Source organism: Streptomyces sp. NBC_00820 (assembly GCF_036347055.1).
Classification (GTDB): Bacteria; Actinomycetota; Actinomycetes; order Streptomycetales; family Streptomycetaceae; genus Streptomyces.
Window position 1 is genome coordinate 635,257 of sequence record NZ_CP108882.1, and the last position, 20,898, is coordinate 656,154.

At 72.3% G+C, this 20,898-nt stretch carries 21 protein-coding genes and 1 pseudogene; 9 read left to right on the forward strand and 13 right to left on the reverse strand.

Going from position 1 to position 20,898, the window contains the following annotated elements:
* Position 1 precedes the first annotated feature (1 nt).
* The 3 genes from OIB37_RS02970 to OIB37_RS02980 all read left to right on the forward strand — a co-directional run bounded on the left by OIB37_RS02970 (position 2) and on the right by OIB37_RS02980 (position 2,988).
* Positions 2 to 1,054 (forward strand): family 2 encapsulin nanocompartment cargo protein terpene cyclase, encoded by a 1,053-nt coding sequence (locus tag OIB37_RS02970; RefSeq protein ID WP_330455916.1) that lies wholly within the window; start codon positions 2 to 4, stop codon positions 1,052 to 1,054.
* A gap of 68 nt (positions 1,055 to 1,122) precedes the next feature.
* Positions 1,123 to 2,001: a geranyl diphosphate 2-C-methyltransferase gene (locus tag OIB37_RS02975; protein WP_330455917.1), complete on the forward strand. Its 879-nt coding sequence runs from the start codon at positions 1,123 to 1,125 to the stop codon at positions 1,999 to 2,001.
* Between the two features lie 111 nt (positions 2,002 to 2,112).
* Positions 2,113 to 2,988: an aminoglycoside phosphotransferase family protein gene (locus tag OIB37_RS02980; RefSeq protein WP_330455918.1), complete on the forward strand. Its 876-nt coding sequence runs from the start codon at positions 2,113 to 2,115 to the stop codon at positions 2,986 to 2,988.
* Between the two features lie 81 nt (positions 2,989 to 3,069).
* On the opposite strand, the gene OIB37_RS02985 is transcribed toward OIB37_RS02980, so the two are convergent.
* The 4 genes from OIB37_RS02985 to OIB37_RS03000 all read right to left on the reverse strand — a co-directional run bounded on the left by OIB37_RS02985 (position 3,070) and on the right by OIB37_RS03000 (position 6,183).
* On the reverse strand, positions 3,070 to 3,552 hold the full coding sequence (locus tag OIB37_RS02985; protein WP_330455919.1) for a VOC family protein: 483 nt from the start codon (positions 3,550 to 3,552) through the stop codon (positions 3,070 to 3,072).
* Between the two features lie 197 nt (positions 3,553 to 3,749).
* The gene (locus OIB37_RS02990; RefSeq protein ID WP_330455920.1) at positions 3,750 to 4,655 is read right to left on the reverse strand and encodes an oxidoreductase; all 906 of its coding nucleotides are present in this window, start codon (positions 4,653 to 4,655) and stop codon (positions 3,750 to 3,752) included.
* Positions 4,656 to 4,959: 304 nt separating this feature from the next.
* On the reverse strand, positions 4,960 to 5,661 hold the full coding sequence (locus tag OIB37_RS02995; protein ID WP_330455921.1) for a Clp protease N-terminal domain-containing protein: 702 nt from the start codon (positions 5,659 to 5,661) through the stop codon (positions 4,960 to 4,962).
* A gap of 105 nt (positions 5,662 to 5,766) precedes the next feature.
* Positions 5,767 to 6,183: a helix-turn-helix domain-containing protein gene (locus OIB37_RS03000; RefSeq protein ID WP_330461763.1), complete on the reverse strand. Its 417-nt coding sequence runs from the start codon at positions 6,181 to 6,183 to the stop codon at positions 5,767 to 5,769.
* Between the two features lie 202 nt (positions 6,184 to 6,385).
* Here OIB37_RS03000 and OIB37_RS03005 point away from each other — a divergent pair, with 202 nt between their 5' ends.
* Positions 6,386 to 7,276 (forward strand): RNA polymerase sigma factor SigF, encoded by an 891-nt coding sequence (locus tag OIB37_RS03005; protein ID WP_330455922.1) that lies wholly within the window; start codon positions 6,386 to 6,388, stop codon positions 7,274 to 7,276.
* Between the two features lie 163 nt (positions 7,277 to 7,439).
* On the opposite strand, the gene OIB37_RS03010 is transcribed toward OIB37_RS03005, so the two are convergent.
* The 3 genes from OIB37_RS03010 to OIB37_RS03020 form a co-directional block, all read right to left on the reverse strand.
* Entirely contained in the window at positions 7,440 to 7,892 is a 453-nt protein-coding gene (locus OIB37_RS03010) for an ATP-binding protein (protein WP_330455923.1), read from the reverse strand.
* A gap of 173 nt (positions 7,893 to 8,065) precedes the next feature.
* Positions 8,066 to 8,476 carry a hypothetical protein gene (locus OIB37_RS03015; protein ID WP_330455924.1) on the reverse strand — a complete coding sequence of 137 codons (411 nt, stop codon included), beginning with the start codon at positions 8,474 to 8,476 and terminating at the stop codon, positions 8,066 to 8,068.
* A gap of 599 nt (positions 8,477 to 9,075) precedes the next feature.
* On the reverse strand, positions 9,076 to 10,068 hold the full coding sequence (locus tag OIB37_RS03020; protein WP_330455925.1) for an aldo/keto reductase: 993 nt from the start codon (positions 10,066 to 10,068) through the stop codon (positions 9,076 to 9,078).
* Between the two features lie 181 nt (positions 10,069 to 10,249).
* Here OIB37_RS03020 and OIB37_RS03025 point away from each other — a divergent pair, with 181 nt between their 5' ends.
* A complete protein-coding gene (locus tag OIB37_RS03025; protein ID WP_330455926.1) occupies positions 10,250 to 11,164 on the forward strand; it encodes a LysR family transcriptional regulator in 915 nt (304 codons plus the stop codon).
* Between the two features lie 73 nt (positions 11,165 to 11,237).
* A complete protein-coding gene (locus tag OIB37_RS03030; protein WP_330455927.1) occupies positions 11,238 to 11,753 on the forward strand; it encodes a mycothiol transferase in 516 nt (171 codons plus the stop codon).
* On the opposite strand, the gene OIB37_RS03035 is transcribed toward OIB37_RS03030, so the two are convergent.
* From OIB37_RS03035 to OIB37_RS03050, 4 genes are all read right to left on the reverse strand, one after another.
* Positions 11,735 to 12,805, reverse strand: coding sequence for an adenosine deaminase (locus OIB37_RS03035; protein ID WP_330455928.1), 1,071 nt, complete (start codon positions 12,803 to 12,805; stop codon positions 11,735 to 11,737). The two genes, OIB37_RS03030 and OIB37_RS03035, sit on opposite strands and share 19 nt — an antisense overlap.
* 45 nt (positions 12,806 to 12,850) lie before the next feature.
* Positions 12,851 to 13,258: a VOC family protein gene (locus tag OIB37_RS03040; RefSeq protein ID WP_330455929.1), complete on the reverse strand. Its 408-nt coding sequence runs from the start codon at positions 13,256 to 13,258 to the stop codon at positions 12,851 to 12,853.
* Between the two features lie 451 nt (positions 13,259 to 13,709).
* Positions 13,710 to 14,639 (reverse strand): M48 family metalloprotease, encoded by a 930-nt coding sequence (locus tag OIB37_RS03045; protein ID WP_330455930.1) that lies wholly within the window; start codon positions 14,637 to 14,639, stop codon positions 13,710 to 13,712.
* The gene (locus OIB37_RS03050; protein WP_330455931.1) at positions 14,636 to 15,007 is read right to left on the reverse strand and encodes a BlaI/MecI/CopY family transcriptional regulator; all 372 of its coding nucleotides are present in this window, start codon (positions 15,005 to 15,007) and stop codon (positions 14,636 to 14,638) included. The genes OIB37_RS03045 and OIB37_RS03050 overlap by 4 nt, the downstream gene beginning before the upstream one ends.
* 248 nt (positions 15,008 to 15,255) lie before the next feature.
* On the opposite strand from OIB37_RS03050, the pseudogene OIB37_RS03055 reads away from it, so the two are divergent.
* Positions 15,256 to 16,287 (forward strand): annotated as a pseudogene (locus OIB37_RS03055) (sodium-dependent transporter); the annotation flags it as partial.
* 287 nt (positions 16,288 to 16,574) lie between these two features.
* Here OIB37_RS03055 and OIB37_RS03060 read toward each other — a convergent pair.
* Both OIB37_RS03060 and OIB37_RS03065 read right to left on the reverse strand, forming a co-directional pair.
* Entirely contained in the window at positions 16,575 to 17,483 is a 909-nt protein-coding gene (locus OIB37_RS03060; RefSeq protein WP_330455932.1) for an aldo/keto reductase, read from the reverse strand.
* A 37-nt stretch (positions 17,484 to 17,520) separates the two neighbouring features.
* On the reverse strand, positions 17,521 to 18,843 hold the full coding sequence (locus tag OIB37_RS03065; protein WP_330455933.1) for an aldehyde dehydrogenase family protein: 1,323 nt from the start codon (positions 18,841 to 18,843) through the stop codon (positions 17,521 to 17,523).
* 251 nt (positions 18,844 to 19,094) lie between these two features.
* Between OIB37_RS03065 and OIB37_RS03070 the strand changes: the two genes are divergently transcribed.
* Both OIB37_RS03070 and OIB37_RS03075 read left to right on the forward strand, forming a co-directional pair.
* A complete protein-coding gene (locus OIB37_RS03070) occupies positions 19,095 to 19,658 on the forward strand; it encodes a hypothetical protein (RefSeq protein WP_330455934.1) in 564 nt (187 codons plus the stop codon).
* 87 nt (positions 19,659 to 19,745) lie between these two features.
* Positions 19,746 to 20,810, forward strand: a complete 1,065-nt coding sequence (locus OIB37_RS03075; protein WP_330455935.1) for an acyl-CoA dehydrogenase family protein — start codon at positions 19,746 to 19,748, stop codon at positions 20,808 to 20,810.
* Positions 20,811 to 20,898: the final 88 nt, after the last annotated feature.

Consider the following 20,898-nt stretch of genomic DNA (forward strand, 5'->3'; position numbering starts at 1 on the left):
CATGAGCACACCCACCGACTCCTACACGCTGCCCGGTCCGCCGGACATCGCCCGGAGCCTGCGCCCGCAGCGGCGCACCGGCACGATCCCCGGACTGCACCACCGGCCGGCCGTTCCCGCCGACCCGGTCAAGGCGGCCGAGGTCGACCGCCGGCTGGAGACCTGGGCGCGCGGCCTGGACCTGTTCCCGGAAGCCTGGAAGGGGGACTTCTCGGGCTTCCAGTTCGGGCGGGCCGTCGCACTCCAGCATCCGGGCGCCCTGGACCTGGAACGGCTGACGGTCGCCGGGCAGCTGCTGCTCGCCGAGAACGTCGTCGACTCCTGCTACTGCGAGGAGGACGAGGGCCGGGGCGGGGCGCGGCGCGGGCTCGGCGCCCGGCTGATCATGGCCCAGTCGGCGATCGACCCCTACCACGGCGTGCCGGAACTGGAGGAGGAGTGGCGGGAGGGCATGCGGGCCGACGGCCCCCTGCGCTCGTACCACTTCGCCCTCGCCGACTACGCGGCCTTCGCGACACCGAGCCAGACCGACCGGTTCGTGCACGACATCGCCCGGCTGCACCTGGGCTATCTCGCGGAGGCCGCCTGGGCCGAGACCCGGCATGTGCCGCGGGTGTGGGAGTACCTGGTCATGCGGCAGTTCAACAACTTCCGTCCCTGTCTGTCGATCGTCGACGCGGTGGACGGCTACGAGCTGCCCGAACAGGTCTACGCCCGCCCCGAGATCCAGCGGATCACCGCCCTGGCCTGCAACGCCACCACCATCGTCAACGACCTGTACTCCTTCACCAAGGAGCTGGCCAGCGACCCCGACCACCTCAACCTGCCCCAGGTCGTCGCGGCCAACGAGCGCCGCGGACTGAAGGCCGCCTATCTGAAGTCCGTCGAGATCCACAACCGGATCATGGAGGCCTTCGAGGAGGAGTCGGCCCTTCTGTCCGCCGGCTCGCCGCTCGTCGAGCGCTACGCCCAGGGGCTCGCCGCCTGGGTGTCGGGCAACCACGAGTGGCACGCCACCAACACCCACCGCTACCACCTGCCCGACTACTGGTGACCGCCCCTACGGGCAACCGTCACCCGCTCTTCCGGAAACACCGTCATCTGCGCAACGAGGAGTCACCCTTGACGACCGCCCCCGTCGCCCGGACCGTACCGGCCGCCGTGCCGGCCCAGTCCACCTACCAGAACCGCGTCGCGGAGTACTGGAACGCCGAGGAGAACCCGGTCAACCTCGAACTCGGGAAGCTCGACGACCTCTACCACCACCACTACGGCATCGGAGCGGCCGACCGGACGGTCCTCGACGACCCCGACCCGGACCGCCGCAGGGACCGCGTCACGGCCGAACTGCACCGACTGGAGCACGCCCAGGCCGAGTTGCTCGCGGCCCACCTCGGGCCCCTCTCCCCCGCCGACCGGGTCTTCGACGCCGGCTGCGGGCGCGGCGGCGGCAGCGTCACCGCGCACCTGCGCTACGGCTGCCACGCCGACGGTGTCACCATCTCCGCCAAACAGGCCGACTTCGCCAACGAGCAGGCGCGCGCCCGCGGCATCGACGGCAAGGTCCGCTACCACCACCGCAACATGCTCGACACCGGCTTCACGACGGGCGCGTACGCGGCGTCGTGGAACAACGAGTCGACCATGTACGTCGAGCTGGACCTGCTCTTCGCCGAGCACGCCCGGCTGCTGCGCCGCGGCGGGCGGTACGTGACGATCACCGGCTGCTACAACAACACCTACGGGCAGGCCTCGCGCGAGGTGTCGCTGATCAACGCGCACTACATCTGCGACATCCATCCGCGCTCGGAGTACTTCAAGGCGATGGCCCGCAACCGCCTGGTGCCGGTCCACGTGGAGGATCTGACGGAGGCGACGATCCCCTACTGGGAACTGCGCAAGGAGGCGGACCACCTGGTCACGGGCATCGAGGACGCGTTCCTCGACGCGTACCGCAACGGCAGCTTCCAGTATCTGCTCATCGTGGCCGACCGGGTCTGACCCCGGCCGCCGGTAGCGGGGCGGTGTCGCCGGACACCGCCCCGCTGTCCGTTGTCCGCTCGACAGGACCGGCGCCGGGGCCTTGGATGGGGGCTCATGTGTGCGGTGAGGATGCGCGAGGACGAGATCACGATCGAGGTCCCGCTGGTCGAGCGGCTGATCGCCGGGCAGTTCCCGGCATGGGCGTCGCTCCCGGTACGGCGTCTGGCGTCGTCGGGCACCGAGAACGCGATGTTCCGGCTCGGACCCGACCTGGTGGTGCGGCTGCCGAGGTACCCGGGGGCGGTGGCCGACGTGACGCACGAACAGCGCTGGCTGCCCCGGCTCGGCCCCCGGCTGCCCCTCGCCACGCCCGAACCGGTGGGTCTCGGCGAGCCGGGCGAGGGCTTCCCCTGGCCCTGGTCGGTGTACCGCTGGCTGGACGGCGGCAACCCGGTGGCGGGCAGCGTCGGGCGACCGGAGCGGCTGGCCCGGGAGCTGGGCGCGTTCGTCGCCGCCCTGCGCCGGATCGACGCGGGGGACGGGCCGCCGGCGCACCGGGGTGTGCCGCTCGCGACCCGGGACGCCCCGACCCGCGCGGCCCTCGCCGAACTGGGCGGCCGGATCGACACGGCCTCGGTGACGCGCTTGTGGGAACGTGCGCTGCATGCCCCCGCGCACGCCGGTGCGGCCGCCTGGGCGCACGGTGACCTGTCCCCCGGGAACGTGCTCGTCGCCGGGGAACGGCTCACCGCGGTGATCGACTTCGGGTGCGCCGGGGTGGGCGATCCCGCCGTGGACCTGATCGTGGCCTGGAATCTGCTGCCCGCGGGGGTCCGTGGCGTCTTCCGCGAGGCGGTGGGCGCCGACGACGCCGAGTGGGCGCGCGGGCGGGGCTGGGCACTGTCGATCGCGCTGATCGCGCTCCCGTACTACTGGCACACCAACCCCGCGCTGGCGGAGAACTCCCGGCACGTGATCACCGAGATCCTGGCCGAGGCGGCGTAGCGGCCCGGTTGCCTGGCGTCGTGGCGGCCCACCGGTATGGCTGCGGGCGCGGACACGAGCGGGACCGGGGACCGGTTCCGGCTACGCGCCCGCGTGGGCCTTCTCCAGCTCGGCGATGTCGAGCTTGCCCATGCCCAGCATGGCGCGGGTGGTGCGGGACGCCTTCTCCGGGTCCGGGTCCTGCATCAAGTCGGCCAGCCGGTCGGGGACGACCTGCCAGGAGACGCCGTACTTGTCCTTGAGCCAGCCGCAGGGGCCGCCCTCGCCGCCGTCCTCGGTGAGCCTGTTCCAGTAGTAGTCGATCTCCTCCTGGTCGGCGCAGAGGATCTGCAAGGAGATCGCCTCGTTGAACGTGAACTGGGGGCCGCCGTTGAGGGCGATGAACTTCTGGCCGTTCGCCGTGAACTCCACGACCAGCACGGAGCCCGCCGGCCCCGGACCGGCGTCGGTGTAGCGGCTGACGCGGCCGATGCCGGAGTTCTTGAAGACGGAGACGTAGTGGTGGGCGGCCTCCTCGGCCTGGCCGTCGAACCAGAGACACGTGGTGAATCCCTCGGTGGGCATGAGCACCTCCTGGAGCGTGAACGCGGTCAACAGTGTCGACCGGTCCGCCCCGCGGAACTCATCGCCGCCCGGCCGATCCATCCCCATGGCGCAACGACGATGACGCAACGCCGATCCGTGCCGGCGCCTCCCCCCACACCGAACCCCGTCACCCCCGGCACGGTCCGTAGGGGGAGGAGAGTCCCTGGCATGGGGTCTCAGACAGTGCCCTCGTCCGGCTTGTCGAGGAGAGCCAGTTCCTCTTCGGTCAGGCGCAGGCTTCCGGCGGCGATGTTCTCCGCGAGGTGTGCCGGGTTCGTGGTGCCGGGTATGGCCAGCACGTGCGGACCGCGGTGGAGGGTCCAGGCGAGCCGTACCTGGGCCGGCGTCGCATGGTGGGCGTCGGCGACGGCGAGGACCCGCGCATCGTCCTCCTGGCCCGCGGCCGCCTCGCGCCGCAGGCCGGAGACCGCGAAGAACGGGACGAAGGCGATGCCCCGCTCCCCGCACAGGTCCACCAGCCCGCTCTTGTCGGCACGGCGCCAACCCAGGCTGTAGGAGTTCTGCACGCAGACCACGGGCGCGATCTTCTGGGCCTCGGCCACGTGCTCAGGCAGGACAGCGGAGAGCCCGAGGTGCCGGATCAGGCCCGCCTCGCGCAGCTCGGCGAGGGCGCCGAAGTGCTCGGCGACCGAGGCCGTGCGGGGGCCTCCGGCGCGCAGGTTCACCACGTCCAGGCAGTCCCGGCCGAGCTGTCGCAGGTTCTCCTCGACCTGGCCACGCAACTGGTCGGGGCGGATCGTGTCGAGCCACTCGCCGGAGGGATCACGCCCCGGGCCGACCTTGGTCACCACGACCACATCGCCGGACCAGGACGAGAGGGCGCGGTTGACGAGTTCGTTCGCGGGCCGCAGCGGTGAGAAGTAGAAGGCGGCCGTGTCGATGTGGTTGACCCCTTGCTCGAACGCGCTGTGCAGCAGGCCGACGGCGGCATCGCGGTCGATCGGCGCGCCGTCGGAGTTGCCCATCATGCCGTTGCCCGTCAGCCGCATCGCGCCGTAGCCGATGCGATTCACCTCCAGGTCCCCGAGCTTCCAGGTCCCTGCCGCCGCCGCTGCGCTCACCGTGCTCCTCCACCCGTCGGGTCGTCAGGTCCCGGAGTATGGGACCGTCACGGTGTGCTGCGACAGATCAACGGGCTGGGCAGAACGTCACACCCCCATCGGGAACCAACCATCGCCGCAAAGCCGTTGGACTTACTGAGAGAGCGTCCGTCGGGACGAGCGCGTTGGAGGAGGCCCGATCCGGTCTCGAAGCCGCGAAGGAGGCCGACCGGGACCTGGCCAGAGCTTTGAACCAATGCGACCGAGTCAGCGACTCACGCCCGGGTCGGAGAGCGGCCGGTCCCCGACCCGAACGGTTTCGTTACTACTGTTCGCGCGCGGCGAGCCGTTCGGCGGTCTCGGTCTTGACCGTCTCGTGCAGCTCGTCCGACGTGAAGCCGAGGTTGCGCAGGATCTGCGCGGCCGGGCTCTCCTCGGCACGGATCAGGCCCAGCAGCGTGTGCTCCGTGCCGACCCAGTCGTGGCCGAGGTCGTCCGCAGCGCGGCGTGCCTGTTCGATGGCCTCCTTGCTCTCCGGCCGGAACGCGATGTGCCCCCGCAGTGCCTTCGCCCCGGCCGGCGGCAGCACTTCCTCGATCGCTTCGCGGACGCGTTGCGCCGACTCGGCCTTCGCCACCAGCACCTCGTACGCCAGGCCCCGCGGTTCGCCCAGCAGGCCGAGCAGCATGTGTTCGGTGCCGATGAAGTCGTGCTTGTGCGTTCGGGCGGCCTCCTGCGCCAGCACGATGCTGTGCCGGTTCAGGTTGGTGAACCGCTCGAACGGGGCGGGCGCGTGGCGTTGCTGCGCGGCCTGCTTGGACACTCCGATGGCATCGCCGATCTCGGTCCATGACGCACCGGTCTGCTTCGCCTTGCTGACGTAGTGGTCGATGAGCTGGTCACCGAGGTCGGACAGCGTCTGGGCGCGAAGTCGCGCCTCGCTGATGCGGGACAGTTGGTCGGCGTTGGGGAGTTCCTCGTCGAGCCGAGCGATCAGGTCGGCGAGGCTGATGTCGAGTGGGCTCATGCGTCAATCTTAAGTTGACGACCCCCAATCGTCAACTTGTAATTGACGCTTACCTCGCAGGGATGGACGTCAGCGCCACCGGTGTCGCACGCGGCCGACGAGTCGTCAGGCGGCCAGGCACATCCCCTGGTACGGCCTGCCCGTCCCGTACGGCCTGCCGGCGGCGCGCGACGTCGTGCGTGCGGCCGCGCCGGCCTGTCGGGTCAACTCACCCTGGGCCAGTGTCAGCAGGTCGCTCAGGCCCAGGCCGAGGGCGTGGGCGGCGGCGGCCAGGACCTCCGAGGAGGCCTCCTTGCGGCCGCGCTCCACCTCGGACAGGTAGGGCAGTGAGATACGGGCCGCGTCGGCCACCTCCTTGAGCGTGCGCTCCTGTGCCCGTCGCTCACGGCGCAGCGCCTGGCCGACGAGGTCACGCCACAGGGGCTCCCGGGGAGCGTCCTGGCGCACCTCCGGCGCGAACTGGCGGGCGGGTGCCGGGCGCAGGGGAATCACGCGGGCTTCGCTGACGGCCTCGTTGCTCACCTCGTTGCTCACCGTCTCAGCCTAGGGGCCCCGAACTCCCCCGGAAGAGGGCCGGGTTCCGCCCTCAGGGAAATCGGTTGGGATCGAACAGGCATGGGGAGCGGAGTTCCGGGTAGCCGGGGAACACCCGGCCCGTAAGGACCGGGCGTCGTACGGGGGCCGCACCGGCTGACGTCGAGCCGTGACTGACAGGGGAGAGGGAATGACTACCGCCGCCGGGATCCGGCTGGAAGCAAAGACAGTCGACAGCACCGCACGGGACGCCGGCGGCGGAGGAGATCTGCCGGGCATCGCGGATCCGGCATCCGTCGCCCCGCGTGACGCGCGGGCGCTGTCCCGCCAGTTCTTCCGCCGGCTGACCGAGGTGGAGGAGGGCACTCCCGAGTACCAGTACGCGCGCAACACCCTCATCGAGATGAACATGTCCCTCGTGCGATTCGCGGCCGGACGGTTCCGGGGCCGCGGCGACGACATGGAGGACATCGTCCAGACCGGCATGATCGGCCTGATCAAGGCCATCGACCGGTTCGAGCTGTCGCGCGAGGTCGAGTTCACCTCCTTCGCGCTGCCGTACATCATGGGCGAGATCAAGCGGTTCTTCCGGGACACCACCTGGGCCGTCCACGTGCCGCGCCGGCTGCAGGAACTGCGCGTGGAACTGGCCAAGGCCCGCGAGGAGCTGTCCAGCAGGCTGGACCGCAACCCGACGGTCGCCGAACTCGCCACGCTCATGGACATCACCGAGAACCAGGTCGTCGAGGCCCAGCTCGCCTCCAACGGCTACACCTCCGCCTCCCTGGACGCCGCGCTCACCGGGGACGGCCCCGAGGACGGCGAGGCGGTCCTCGCGGACTTCATCGGCGTCGAGGAGGAGGGGCTGCGGCTCGTGGAGGACATTCACGCGCTCGCCCCGCTGATGGCCGAACTCAGCCCCCGGGACCGGAAGATCATCCATCTGCGGTTCGTGGAGGAGGCCACCCAGGCGGAGATCGGGGAACGGCTCGGCTGCTCCCAGATGCACGTCTCCCGGCTGATCAAGCGGATCATCACGCGTCTGCGCAAGGGAATGCTGGGCGAACTGGGCTGCGCCTGAGCCCTGAAGAACTGAAGGCCCGAAGGGACGGAGAAGACCCGAAGGGGCGGGAAGGGGCGGGCCGGCACGACCGGTCCGCCCCGGCGGTCCCCCTACGGCGACCCCCGCCCTCTACGGCGGTCCCCGCCTCCCGATGGCTCGCGCCCCGCCCTCGGGTGCGCGCTCACTGCTCCAGGACGACCCGGGCGCACACCCGCTTGCCCACGGGCACGCGCTCCACGGTGAGTTCGGAGGCGAGCGCGTGCACGATCTCCAGTCCGTGCCGCCCTATCCGTGCGGGATCCCTCGGGTAGCGGTGCGGCAGCGCGACGCTGCTGTCGTACACGGACACGCTGACCGAGCTGTCCGTGCCCTCCAGTTCCAGGATGTACGGGCCGTTGCTGTGCCGGTCGGCGTTGGTGACCAGCTCGCTGACGACGAGCAGCAGCTCACCGTCCGCCCGGCCGTCGATCATGGCGCACCACTCGGTCCGCAACTGCTCCAGGAAGCGGGCCGCGAAGGCCCGCGCCTCGGCGATGCATCCGGATTCCCCGGAGTAGTGCGCAGCGCGGCGCAGTGGCTCCACGGGTACGTCGAAACCAGTCGGCATCACTGCCCCGCCCAGCTGTTCGGTCATGCCTGTCTCTCTCGGCACCTAGGCCCGTCCGGTTGTCTGTCGCACCCATCCTCGTACCCCGACCCGGGCCGACCAGTCCCCCCTGACGTTCGCCCACCGCGCAAGGTGGCGATCGTCACGGTGACCGACCTGATGGCGGGCCCGGGCCGGCCCGCCGTTGCACGTGTCACGTGTCAGGCGACGGGTACGACGAGTGCCGGGAGGGTGCGCTGCATGCGCAGGGCGTCGATGGACTCGGCGAGCAGTTCGTACTCGGTGGTGTCGTCATTGGCCGCGATCCGTACCAGTCGTCCGCCGGCCAGTTCCTCGGCGACCAGTTCCTGCCGGGCGTCGTCGGCACACCAGGCCCGGAGCAGGGCGGGGACGTCGGCCACCGTGTCCGCGACCGGCACCAGCGCACCGGCGGGGAAGGCGGCGTGCTCCGGCGTGGGATCGAGCCGCTCGGCGATCCACGACGCACGATCGCGCAGCCACCACAGGGCGAGCGCCAGAGTGGGCGCGCGGTAGGTGCCGAGCGGTACGCCTATACGTTGCCCCGCGCATGTCCCGTAAGCGGTGACATGGCACAGGAATTCGTCGTGCACAATCACTCCCCCGTCGCTTCGCTGGTGTGCCGGTACGGCCTTTCTTTCGGTGCGGCTCATGTGCGGTGAAGTGCCCCTGAAGTTCGAGTATCGCCACTCCCGAAACACTGTCACCATGACTTTCCGGCCAGACTGCCGGCATATTCACCGCCAGGCCTGACCGAAAACGCGCGCCTGTGCGCCCGACGGCCGAGGACCCGGGCTAAAGCAGCCGCCCTGGGCCCGTCCAAAGCAGTCGGACCGAGTCCGGCCGTGAAAAGGATCACGGCGAGCGGAGACCGTCGCCAGCGCGACTGACGAGAACACGCGTACGAAACAGAATGCGGGCGGCACCGGGATAGCGGGGCGGTCGGGAAAACGGGGCGACGGGACGACGGGGAAAGCGAGCGCGGAATTCAGCGCCGCTCCGCGGAAAAGGTCCGGCGGAAGCGGGCCGGGCGTACGTGATCCGGCGGCGGTCCCCCGCATTCCCCGGCGCTCACGGACCGGCCGGGGGCCGTGGAACGGCCCGCGACCGGCCGTTCCGGGGGGCCTTCATGGACCTGGGCAACGCGAGGCGCGGGCGGCCCATGCCGCCCGCGCCCGCGCCGCCCGTGTGTTCAGCCCTTGACGATGGCGTCGATCCGCTCCAGCTCGTCCGCGTCGAAGTCCGGACCGCTCAGGGCGCCGACGCTGTCCTCCAGCTGCCCGGGGCTGCTCGCGCCGACCAGGGCGGAGGTCACCCTGCCACCCCGGAGCACCCAGGCCAGGGCCATCTGGGCCAGGGTCTGGCCGCGGGACGCGGCGACCTCGTGCAGGGCGCGCAGACGGGCGACCAGGTCGTCGGTGACCGCGTCCGACTTCAGGAAGGGGCTGTCGCCCGCGGCACGGGAGTCCTCGGGGATGCCGTCGAGGTAGCGGCCGGTGAGCAGGCCCTGCTCCAGCGGGGAGTAGGCGATGGAGCCGGCCTCGAGGTCGTCCAGCGTGTCCAGCAGGCCCCCGTCCTCGGGGCGTCGGTCGAGCATCGAATAGCGCGGCTGGTGGATGAGGAGCGGGGTGCCGAGGCCGGCGAGGATGCGGGCCGCCTCGCGGGTCTGCTCCGCCGAGTAGTTGGAGACGCCGACGTAGAGCGCCTTGCCCTGCCGCACCGCCGAGTGCAGGGCGCCCATCGTCTCCTCCAGGGGAGTCCCGGGGTCGTAGCGGTGCGAGTAGAAGATGTCGACGTACTCCAGGCCCGTCCGCCTCAGGCTCTGGTCGAGCGAGGACAGCAGGTGCTTGCGTGAGCCCCATTCGCCGTACGGGCCGGGCCACATCAGGTAGCCGGCCTTGGTGGAGATGACGAGTTCGTCGCGGTACGGCGCGAAGTCGGCCCGCAGCGCGTCGCCGAGCGCGGATTCGGCGGCGCCGGGCGGCGGGCCGTAGTTGTTGGCCAGGTCGAAGTGGGTCACGCCGAGGTCGAAGGCGCGGCGAAGGATCGCGCGCTGGGTCTCGGCGGGCCGGCCGGGGCCGAAGTTGTGCCACAGTCCGAGGGACAGCGCGGGGAGCGTCAGACCGCTGCGTCCGGCGCGCCGGTAGGGCATGTCCGCGTAACGGTCGGGGTGTGCGGTGTACAACGCGACTCCAGGGGGTTGGCGCACGACAGGGGTTGGCGCACGACAAGCGGGGGCGCACCGCCCGTCGTCCCGGCACCCGGGAGTCGAGGCCCCCGGGAACCCGCGCCCCACTCTTCCCCGGCGGGCGGCCAGCGGTCCAACAGAAGAATCCGATGGAATTCAGCGGATAAGCTTCTCAATCATGGAACTGCGCCATCTCCAGCACTTCGTCGCGGTCGCCGAGGACCAGCACTTCACCCGGGCCGCCGAACGCCTGCTGGTGTCCCAGTCGGGTCTGTCGGCGTCCATCCGCGCGCTGGAGCGGGAGCTGCGGGCGCCTCTGTTCGTACGGACCACCCGCCGGGTCACGCTCACCGAGGCCGGGCGCGCGCTGCTGGTGGAGGCCGAGCGGATCCTGGCACAGGTGCGCTCGGCGCACGAGGCGGTGGCGGCGGTGCAGGGCGTGCTGCGCGGCACGCTGACGCTGGGCACCGAGCAGTGCATCGCCGGCGTGCATGTGGCGCGTCTGCTGGCGGCCTTCCGGGGCCGGCACCCGGACGTGGAGATCCGGCTGCGGCAGGCCGGTTCGGGCGCGCTGGCCGAGGAGGTCACGGCCGGACGTCTCGACCTGGCCTTCGCCTACCGCACCCAGGCGGACAGCGACCAGCCGCGCTCGTTGTCGCTGACCAGCGAGCCCATGACGGTGCTGTGCCACCCGAGCCACCGGCTCGCCGCGTCCGGCGCGGTCCTCACGCCGCAGGATCTGGCCGGCGAGGTCTTCGTGGACTTCCACCCCGACTGGGGCCCGCGCCGCACCACCGACGCCGCCCTGACCGCGGCCGGGATCCGGCGCACGGTCGCCCTGGAGGTCAACGACGTGCACACCCTGCTGGACCTGGTCGACGAGAGCCTCGGGATCGCCGTCGTACCGCGGCACTTCCGGCACAAACGGCCCTCGCTCACAGCGCTTTCGCTGAAGGGCACGGGCGAGGCGGCGTACGAGACCGTCGCCCTGCTGCCACCGGAACGGGCCACGAGCCCGGCGGCCCGCGCGCTGGTCGCCCTGCTCGGGACGGAGGGCCTGGCGGCGCCCCCGGAGTGGTCCGAGGCCTCCTGACTCCCGGTCCCGGTCACCTGCGACACGGCGGCTTCCCGGCGCACCGGCGGCCGCCGTGCGCGATGGTGGACTCATGCATGCCAAGGACATCCTCATCGACGGCTACGGCCGCATCCGGGAAGAAGTCCATGTCGCCGTCGACGGCCTCGGACCGGAAGAGCTGCGCCGTCGGCCCGCGCCCGACGCCAATTCCGTCGCATGGCTCGTCTGGCACCTGACCCGGGTGCAGGACGACCACGTCGCCGACGCCTTCGGCCTCGACCAGGTATGGCTGTCACAGGGCTGGGAGAAGCGCTTCGGTCTCGACCTGCCGCGCCACGACACCGGCTACGGGCACAGCCCGGCGAAGGTCGCGAAGGTGCGGGTGGGCTCGGCGGACCTGCTCACCGGGTACTACGACGCCGTGCACGAGCAGACCCTGGGCGCCCTGCGCGGGCTCACCGCGAAGGATCTGGAACGGGTCGTGGACGAACGCTGGGACCCTCCGGTCACGCTGGGGGTGCGCCTGGTGAGCGTCCTGTCCGACGACCTTCAGCACGTCGGACAGGCCGCCTACCTGCGGGGGCTGATTCAGAGCGCGGCGGCGTAACCCGGCAGGATCAGGTCCTCGATGAGGGCCTTGCGCTCGTCGAACGGGATGAAGGCGCTCTTGACCGCGTTCACCGTGACGGTCCGCAGGTCGTCGAGCGTCCAGCCGGCCTCCTCGACCAGCAGGGACATCTCGCGGGTCATCGTCGTACCGGAGACCAGCCGGTTGTCCGTGTTGAGGGTGACGCGGAAGCCCAGGTCCTTCAGGGCGGTGATGGGGTGCTCGGCGATCGAGGTGGCGCAGCCGGTCTGGAGGTTGGAGGTCGGGCACATCTCCAGGGCGACGCGCCGGTCGCGGACCCAGCCGGCCAGACGGCCGAGCTTGCCGTCGACGATGTCCTCGGTGAGGCGGACGCCGTGGCCGACGCGCTGGGCGCCGCACACCTGGAGGGCCTGGTGGATGCTGGGCAGGCCGTGCGCCTCGCCGGCGTGGATGGTGAACGGCACGCTCTCGCGGCGCAGGTGCTCGAAGGCGGCCAGGTGGTCGGCGGGCGGGAAGCCGTCCTCGGCGCCGGCGATGTCGAAGCCGACGACTCCGGCGTCGCGGTAGGTGACCGCCAGCTCGGCGGCCTCGGCGACGCGGTCGAACATCCGCATGCCGCACAGCAGGGTGCCCACGCGGACGGGCGTGCCCGCGGCGGCCGCCTTGGCCATACCGGCGGCAAGGCCCTCCTGGACGGCCTCCACGACCTCGTTCAGGGACAGGCCGCCGTTCACGTTCAGCTCGGGGGCGTAGCGCACCTCGGCGTAGACGACGCCGTCGGCGGCGAGGTCCAGGACGTACTCCTCGGCGACGCGCAGCAGGCCCTCGCGGGACTGCATGACGGCGAGGGTGTGCTCGAAGGTCGCTATGTAGCGCACCAGGTCACCGGAGTTGGCGGCCTCGACGTACCACGCGGCCAGCTCGTCCGGGTCGGTGGTGGGCAGCGTGTGGCCGACCGCGGCCGCGAGCTCGATGACGGTGGCGGGACGCAGACCGCCGTCCAGGTGGTCGTGCAGCACGGCCTTGGGGAGCCGGCGGAGGGTCTCGGTGTCGATGCGGGGCGCGGTCATGGGCGTGCTTCCTCGGCAGGTGGTGCGGGTGGGGAGCGGACGGGGTCAGTCGGTGGCGGGCTGGAGCAGGTCCCAGCGGTTTCCGTACAGGTCCTGGAAGACGGCGACCGTGCCGTAGGCCTCGTGGCGCGGCTCTTCCAGGAAGGTGACGCCGGCGGCCGCCATCCTGGCGTGGTCGCGGGCGAAGTCGTCGGTGTGCAGGAAGAACCCCACCCGGCCGCCGGTCTGGTCCCCGATCCGGGCACGCTGGCCGTCGTCCTTGGCACGGGCGAGCAGCAGCCCGGTGCCGTACCCGGCCCCGTCGTCCGGCAGGCCCGGCTCCACGACGACCCAGCGGGAGCCGTCCGGCCGGGACTCGTCCTCGGCCAGGTGGAAACCGAGGGCGTCGGTGTAGAAGCGGATGGCCTCGTCGTAGTCGTCCACGACAAGGGTGACCAGGGCAACGCGTCGCATCGGAGCCTTCCGGTGGGGGTGGTTAGCGGGAGAGGTTATACGTAAAACTAGACGTACGCCAGTCACTCCCAGCGGGGTCTGGGAGGGCGGGGGCACGGGCACCGGCGGGCGGGCGGGGCGGGGGTGCTCGGGTCGGGCGGGGGCACTGACGGCGTGCGGGGACGGCACCGGGCGGGCGGGGCAGCGACGGCCGAACGCGGGGGCGACACCCGGACACGCAAGGAGGCGGGGTTACCGAAGGGGCCACCACCCGCCGGACAGGGGAAGCGGACCGCGCCGGCCGGACAGAGTCGCCACCCGGACCGACGAGGAGGCGACTGTCGCACGGACGGGAGACGGCATCAGCCCGGAGGAGAGCCGGCACCTGCCCGGCAGGGAGGCGACACCCGCCCGGAGGAGGGTCGGCACCCTCCCGGCGCGGCTACGGTGTCGCCCTGTCGGGCGGGTTCGGTCAGGGCCGCTCTTCGCCCTGGGCGACCTCCACGCGGTGGTGGAAGTCGGCCATCCCGGTCACCGAGGCCACGCAGGAGACGGCGGTACAGGCCAGCAGCAGGGCCGCGACGCGGCGGCCGGCCCGACGGGGAGTGCGGGGGGTGTCGAGGAGGGCCTGGACCCGCCGCGGGACGGGTCCCGTCGTCGCGGCGGCGACGAAGCCGGGGCGTTCGGTGCGGGCGGCCTGTCCCGCGAGGGCCGCGCGGGCGATGGCCCGGGCGGTCAGGCGCCGGTCGCCGACGGAGGCAGCGGCGGCCTCGTCCGCGGCGCGCTCCGCGGCGAGCCGGATGGTCTCGCGGACCGGGCGCAGGGCGGGGTGGCAGTGCGCCGCGAGTTCGGCGCCGGCCAGGAAGTAGTGGTGGCCGCCCTCGTTGTGCGCCCGCTCGTGCGCGAAGAGCGCCTCGCGCTCCGCGCCGTCCAGGCTGCGCAGCATGGCGGTGGTGACGACGATGCGGTGCGGGCGCCCCGGCAGCGCGTACGCGTCCGGGCGGGGCGAGTCCACGACGCACAGGTCCCCCACGGGGGGACGCGTCCCGGCCTCCGTACGCGCGGCGCGGAAGGCGCGGCTCTGGTGCAGGACCGCACGGACGAGGGTCCAGCCGCACACGGCGAGGGCGCCGACGGAGGTGGCGGCGGCCGGCAGCACGAAGAGGTCGGAGGCGGTGCGCAGGGGGCGTACCAGTTCACCGAACGCGGCGAAGAGCGGCAGCTTGAACAGGCCGATCAGGACGAAGGAGCCGAGGGCGGCGAGCGAGCAGCCCGCGAACACGACCGCGCAGCCGGTGACCGCCCACAGCGCGGTGACGGGGGCGAGCCGGTCCAGGGCCCGGCGGGCCAGTGCCGGGAGGGCGAACGGCAGCAGGAGCGGCAGCAGGAGGAGTGCGGTCATTGTCCGTCGGATTCGAGGAGGTCCCGCAGGATGCGCTCGTCGTCGGCGCTGAGCTGGGCGACGAAGCGGGCGAGCACGGTCTCGCGGTCGGCGTCCCGGTCGAGTTCGGTGTGCATCCGGCGGGCGGTGAGGCCGTGGGCGTCCTGGACGGGGTAGTAGGCGTAGCCGCGGCCCTGCCGCTGCCGCTCGACGACGCCCTTGTCGTGCAGTCGGGACAGGATGGTCGTCACCGTCGTGCGGGCCAGGTCGGCGTGCAGGCTCAACTGGACCTGGCCGGGTGTCTGGGGGGCTCCGGCGGCCCAGAGGGCGGCCATGACGCTCGCTTCGAGTTCTCCGGCCGGCCGGCGTTCGTCCTTGGCGTCGGTCATGGGAACGATCCTCACCCCGTCTTCGTCTAGAGTTCCAAGACCGTCTACAGGATTGTAGTCAGCTCTGCGTCGTCTACGGCCGTGTGCCCGCACACCCATTATGAAAGGGGCGCCGACGATGACCGAACGGTCACGTGGAACCCGCCCTCCGTTCCGCCCGGCCGCCCCCTCGCCCTGCCCGGCGTACACCTTCGCGATATGTGCCCTCCGTCTCCCACCGGCCCCGACGACGGAAGAGCACTCCCCGCATGCGCCCTCACTTCCCGTCCACGGCCGTGGCCCGGTTCCACGGCTTGCTCCGGCACCGGCTCGGCCGTGCCGTGACCGCGATGTACGCCACTGCCGCGCTGCCGCCCGCACCGGGGCTGTGGCTGCGCCGCCCGCACACGATCGGCCTCGCCGGACTCACTGAACTGCGGCTCGGCGTGCCGCAGCTGCTGCTGGCCCTGGTGCTGTTCGGCGCGGGCCTCCAGGTCCCGTTGCGGGAGCTGGGCCTGCTGCTGCGCCGCCCGGCCGCGCTGCTCGCCGGGCCGGCGCTGCACGTGCTGACGCCGCTGCTGATCGTGCCCTGCGTGGCGTTCGTGCTGCACCGTTCCCCCGACCAGGACGGCGGCAGCGGCATGGTCACCGCGATGATCCTGGTCGTCGCCATACCGGTGGCGGCCGGGGCGACGGTGTGGACCGCGAAGGGGGAGGGCGACCAGTCCACGTCCGTCGGTCTCGTCCTCGCCTCCACCCTGGCGAGCCCGCTCACCGTGCCACTGACCGTGGCCGTGCTGGGCCCGCTGCTGCGCGGCTCCGCCGCGGGCCGCCTGGCGTCCGCCGCCGCCGTGGCCGGGGAGTCCTTCGCGCTGACCTCGGTGGTGCTTCCTTGCGTCCTCGGCCTGCTGGTCCGGCCGGCGCTGCCCGGACGCTCGCGCGACGGACTGCTCGCCGCGGTCGTGCCGGCGGCGCTGCTGGGCTCGCTCCTGCTGACATACGTCAATGCCAGCGGCGTCCTCGGGCCGTTCCTGCGGCATCCGCGCCCGCTCCTGCCGGCGGCCGCGCTGGCCGTCGCCGCCACCGTGTGCGGCCTGTCCTTCGCCCTGGGCGGCCTCGCGGCGCGAGCCCTGCGGCTGGACGCCCGGACCGGCACCTCGGTGACACTGGCCTGCGGGATGAACAACAGCAGCGCGAGCGCCGTGCTGATCACCACGGCTCTCCCCGACCGTCCGCAGATCCTGCTGCCGGTGCTCGCCTACGGGCTGCTGCAGAAGGTCGCGGCGGGGCGCGTGGTGCGCGGTGCTGGGCCGGGGCGGCGGGCCTCGGGGGCGTCGGGAGCCCCGGGCTGTGGCGCGCCCGGGAAGACCTGGACCGTAGCCGCGACGCAGGAGCGCGCCGCCGGGCTCAGGTCCCCCGCGCGCCACCCTCTTCGCTCGCCCTGGCCCTACGACTCTCCGCTCACCCCGGCCCGACAGCTCTTCGCTCACCCCGGCACGCGCCGCGTTCACGGACGGGGTCCGGGCCCCGGGCCCCGGGCGCCGCGCCCGCCCGCCCGCCGTACGCCGCCGCGTTCACCGCCGGTCCGTCAGCTCACCTCTGCGTGGGTCGCGTTCAGCCGTGCCAGCTCGTCGTCCGAGAGCCACAGGGCGCCGGCGGCGACGTTCTCCTCGATGTGGTCGGGGTTGCCGGTGCCGGGGATGGCGAGGACGTGCGGGCCCTGGTGGAGGGTCCAGGCGACGCGGATCTGCGCGGGGCTCACTCCGTGCGCGCGGGCGACGGCGAGCACCTCGGCGTCGTTGCGCGCCTCGGCCGCGCCGCGCTCGGCGCCCTCGCCGGCGACCGAGTAGTACGGCACGAAGGCGATGCCCCGGTCCCCGCACATCCGCAGGACCTCCTGGGCCTCCGCGCGGGGGACGTCCAACCCGTACCGGTTCTGCACGGACACCACGGGGGCGATCTCCAGCGCCTCGGTCAGGTGCCGGGGCTCGATCGTGGAGATACCCAGGTGCCGGATCAGGCCCTCCTCGCGCAACTCGGCGAGGGCTCCGAAGTGTTCGGCGATGGAGTCCTGGCGCATGCGCCGCAGGTAGACGAGGTCGAGGTGGTCGCGGCCGAGCTGGCGCAGGTTCTCCTCGACGTGGCCGCGCAGCTGGTCGGGGCGGGCGGAGGTGGCCCACTCGCCGGCCTGGTCGCGGAAGGGGCCCACCTTGGTGGCGATGACCAGGTCGTCCATGTAGGGGGACAGGGCGGCGTTGATGATCTCGTTGGCGGAGCGCAGGGAGGAGAAGTAGAAGGCGGCCGTGTCGATGTGGTTCACCCCCAGTTGGACCGCCCTGCGCAGGACGGCGATCGAGCGTGCCCGGTCGCTGGGGGTGCCGAGATGGAAGGCGGCGCTGCCCGTCAGCCGCATCGCGCCGAAGCCGATGCGGTGGACGGACAGATCGCCGAGTTTGAACGTGCCGGACGCGTCAGCGGTGATCGTTTCAGCGGTCATCGGCGGAGCTTCGCACACCCGCGCCGATGACGGGAGGTCAGCTGAGCGGCTTGGCGAGAACAGCCTTGCGGTGGCTGAACGTCTCGATCGAGTAGCGGCCGTGGTAGCTGCCCATGCCGCTCTCGCCGACACCGCCGAACGGCAGGTCGGAGACGGTGAGGTGAGCGAGCGGCAGGCCGTGGCCGAGGCCGCCGGAGGAGGTCTCGGCGGCGATGCGGTCGCGCGTGCCGGCGGACTCGGCGAAGACGTACAGCGCGAGGGGCTTGTCGCGGTCGTTGATGAAGGTGATCGCGGCGTCGAGGTCCGGCACGGTGACGATCGGCAGGATCGGGCCGAAGATCTCCTCCCGCATCACCGGCGCGTCGGGCTCGACATCGACGAGCACGGTCGGCGCGATGTACTTGTCCGCACGGTCGCTGCCGCCGCCGACCGCCACCCGGCCGGAGTCGAGCAGGGCGGAAAGCCGGTCGAAATGACGCTCGTTGACGATCCGGCCGTACTCGGGCGAGGTCGCGGGGTCGGCGCCGTAGAGGCCCTCGACGACACGGACGAGGGCGGCCTCCAGGGCCACGGCTGTCTCCGGGTCGGTGAGGACGTAGTCCGGGGCGACGCAGGTCTGGCCCGCGTTGAGGAACTTGCCGCGCGCCAGCCGGTCGGCGACCACGTCGAGGTCGGTGCCGCGGTCGACGAACACCGGGGACTTGCCGCCGAGTTCGAGGGTGACCGGGGTGAGGTACTCGGCGGCGGCGCGCAGCACGATGCGGCCGACGGTGCCGTTGCCGGTGTAGAAGATGTGGTCGAAGCGCTCGGCCAGCAGGGCCGTGGTCTCCGGGATGCCGCCCTCGACGACGGCGACCGCGTCGGTGTCGAGGTAGGCCGGGATCAGCCGGGCCAGCGCGGTGGAGGTGGCCGGGGCCAGTTCGCTGGGCTTCGCCACCACCGCGTTGCCGGCAGCGAGGGCGCCGACCAGCGGGGCGAGCAGGAGCTGGGCCGGGTAGTTCCAGGGCGCGATGACGAGCACGACACCGAGCGGGTCGTACTGCGTCCAGGCCGTCGCGTCGTCGCCGAGGTGGGCCGGGACGGGCGCGGGTTCGGGACGCAGCCACTCGTCCAGGTGCTCAAGGGTGTGGTCGATCTCGCGGACCGTGAAGTCGATCTCGGTGCGGTAGGCCTCGGTGGCGCTCTTCCCCAGGTCCGCGCGGAGGGCAGCGGCGAGGTCCGCGCCGTTCTCGGTGAGCATCGCGCGCAGGCGGCGGAGCTGGTCGGTACGCCACTCGACGGGCTTGGTACGGCCGGTGCGGTAAGTGGCGCGCAGACGGGCCACGACGTCGCTGGGCCGCTCGGGGGTGGACTGCTTCACGGGTGCCTCGCTGATGGTGCACGGGCCGGTGGGCCCGAGCCCGGGTCTCGGAGAATCAGATGCAAATACCAACCTTTCAGGTACCCAAGTAATTCCGGCGGCGGCTCGCGGTCTCGGTGACGCCGGTCACGTCGACGCTCGCGTCAGGTCACGATTCCGGTCGCCGGTGCGGACGTGCCCGCGCACCTCTTCCGACCCGCCCCGGGCTTCCCCGACACTGTCCCGTGAGTGCGCGACGGGGGTGGTGCGGGGTGCGACGTACGGCCGGCGCGGTGTGCACGGTGGTGGGGCTCGGCCTGGTGAGCGGATGCAGTCCGGCGGATCTGCCACTCGCCGCGGTATGGCTGAACGGGGCCGGGAAACCCGTCGCGGAGGTACGGCTGTGCGACGGAGACCGTGCCTCGAACGTGTCTCTCAGGAGTTGGGGTGAGCGCGAGTTCGACGACGTCGACCTCGGCCTCGGCGACGACACCGACGACGCCGGCGGCTCCACCGCGACGCCTTCACGCACGGCGGGAGGCGACGTCGAGGACAGCGACTGGACGGCATACGCCCGGGTGCGCGACGGCACGACGTTCCCCCTCTTCTCCCCGCCCCCCTCCTGGCGCGCGGAGGCCACCGGGCCGCAGGTGCTGACGCCCGGCCGCGTGTACGCCCTGTCGTTCACGGGCTCCCGCCAGGGCTGGACCCCCTACGACGGACACGTCTACTTCACCGCGGACGATCTCGCGTCGCTGCGCCCCGGCCAGGTCTGGGCCGACGACCACGCCATGGACCGGGACGCCTTCGACAAGCTGGTCGACGAACACTGCTGAACAGCAGTTGCCGTACGGGGCCGGGAGACGGGAGACCGGGGTAACCGGGATAACCGGGGAGACAGGGGTGACCGGGAGAATGTCCGCATGACCACTCCCCCGCATCCGCTCGTCGCCCGCGCCCGCCGGCTCGCCACGGAACTGCTGCTCCCCGCGGCCGAGCGGGTGGACCAGGAAGGGGTCCCCGCGAGCCACCTCGAGGCGGTGAAACGGTCCGGGCTGCTCGGGGTGGGCGCGCCGGTGGAGTACGGCGGGGCCGCGGCGCCGGCGGCCGTGCTGCGGGAGACCGCCGAGATCCTGGCCGGGGCCTGCTGCTCGACGTGGTTCGTGCAGACGCAGCACCACACACCGGTGCAGACCCTGATGCGCGGCGAACTCCCGGCGCGAGAACGTCTGTTGGGTCCACTGTCGCGCGGGGAACTGCTGTCCGGAGTGGCGTACGCGCATCTGCGGGCGTACCCACGGGTGCCGGTGCGCGTGCGGCGGGAGGGCGACGGCTGGCGGTTCGACGGGACCGTCCCCTGGTACACCGGCTGGGGCCTGAACGACGTGATGCTGCTCGCCGGTACGACCGACGCGGACGAGGTGCTGTTCGCCTTCGTCGACGCACGCGACCAGCCGGGGCTGCGGGCCTCGGCGCCGATGCGGCTCGCCGCCCTCACCGCAGCCCGTACGGTGTCCCTGGAGCTGGACGGGCTGCGGGTGCCCGACGAAGCCGTGGCCCTGCGGACACCGTACGAGCGGTGGGTGCCGGGCGACCGTGCCAAGACGCTGAACACCAGTCCGGCGGTCTTCGGCATCGCGGAGGCGGCGCTGTCCCTCCTGGACGAGGAAACGGCCGCTCCCCTGCGCACCCGCCTCGGCGACGCCCGCCGCCTCGCCTATGCCCTGGCCGACCATCCTGCGGCACACGAACGGGCCGAGGAGCGCCTGGCGGTGCGGGCACAGGCGTACGAACTGCTGCGCGCGGCCACCACGGCGGCGATCGTGGCCGGCGGCGGCCGCACGATGGCCCTGACCAGCCGCGCCCAACGGCTGGCCCGCGAAGGGTTGTTCCTGCTGGTGCAGGGCCAGACGGCGGAGACCCGCAGAGCGCATCTACGGGCACTCGCCGGGATGCCGACCGGTGCCGGCGGCGCGAGCGAGGAGTGAGCCTCCCCGCTGCCCATACGCCTCATCCGCTCATACGCCCCATCTGCCCGCCCGACCGCCAGCCTGCCCCGTGAACGGCGTCCCGCCC

What these genes read in the sequence shown, in the direction of transcription:
- OIB37_RS02970 (WP_330455916.1), top strand. Translation starts at nt 2, where the DNA reads ATGAGCACACCCACCGACTCCTACACGCTGCCCGGTCCGCCGGACATC.
- OIB37_RS03025 (WP_330455926.1), top strand. Translation starts at nt 10,250, where the DNA reads ATGGAACTGCGCCATCTCCAGCACTTCGTCGCGGTCGCCGAGGACCAG.
- OIB37_RS03045 (WP_330455930.1), bottom strand. Translation starts at nt 14,639, where the DNA reads ATGACCGCACTCCTCCTGCTGCCGCTCCTGCTGCCGTTCGCCCTCCCG.
- OIB37_RS02980 (WP_330455918.1), top strand. Translation starts at nt 2,113, where the DNA reads ATGCGCGAGGACGAGATCACGATCGAGGTCCCGCTGGTCGAGCGGCTG.
- OIB37_RS03005 (WP_330455922.1), top strand. Translation starts at nt 6,386, where the DNA reads ATGACTACCGCCGCCGGGATCCGGCTGGAAGCAAAGACAGTCGACAGC.
- OIB37_RS03030 (WP_330455927.1), top strand. Translation starts at nt 11,238, where the DNA reads ATGCATGCCAAGGACATCCTCATCGACGGCTACGGCCGCATCCGGGAA.
- OIB37_RS03035 (WP_330455928.1), bottom strand. Translation starts at nt 12,805, where the DNA reads ATGACCGCGCCCCGCATCGACACCGAGACCCTCCGCCGGCTCCCCAAG.
- OIB37_RS02985 (WP_330455919.1), bottom strand. Translation starts at nt 3,552, where the DNA reads ATGCCCACCGAGGGATTCACCACGTGTCTCTGGTTCGACGGCCAGGCC.
- OIB37_RS03050 (WP_330455931.1), bottom strand. Translation starts at nt 15,007, where the DNA reads ATGACCGACGCCAAGGACGAACGCCGGCCGGCCGGAGAACTCGAAGCG.
- OIB37_RS02995 (WP_330455921.1), bottom strand. Translation starts at nt 5,661, where the DNA reads ATGAGCCCACTCGACATCAGCCTCGCCGACCTGATCGCTCGGCTCGAC.
- OIB37_RS03040 (WP_330455929.1), bottom strand. Translation starts at nt 13,258, where the DNA reads ATGCGACGCGTTGCCCTGGTCACCCTTGTCGTGGACGACTACGACGAG.
- OIB37_RS03075 (WP_330455935.1), top strand. Translation starts at nt 19,746, where the DNA reads ATGACCACTCCCCCGCATCCGCTCGTCGCCCGCGCCCGCCGGCTCGCC.
- OIB37_RS03060 (WP_330455932.1), bottom strand. Translation starts at nt 17,483, where the DNA reads ATGACCGCTGAAACGATCACCGCTGACGCGTCCGGCACGTTCAAACTC.
- OIB37_RS03010 (WP_330455923.1), bottom strand. Translation starts at nt 7,892, where the DNA reads ATGACCGAACAGCTGGGCGGGGCAGTGATGCCGACTGGTTTCGACGTA.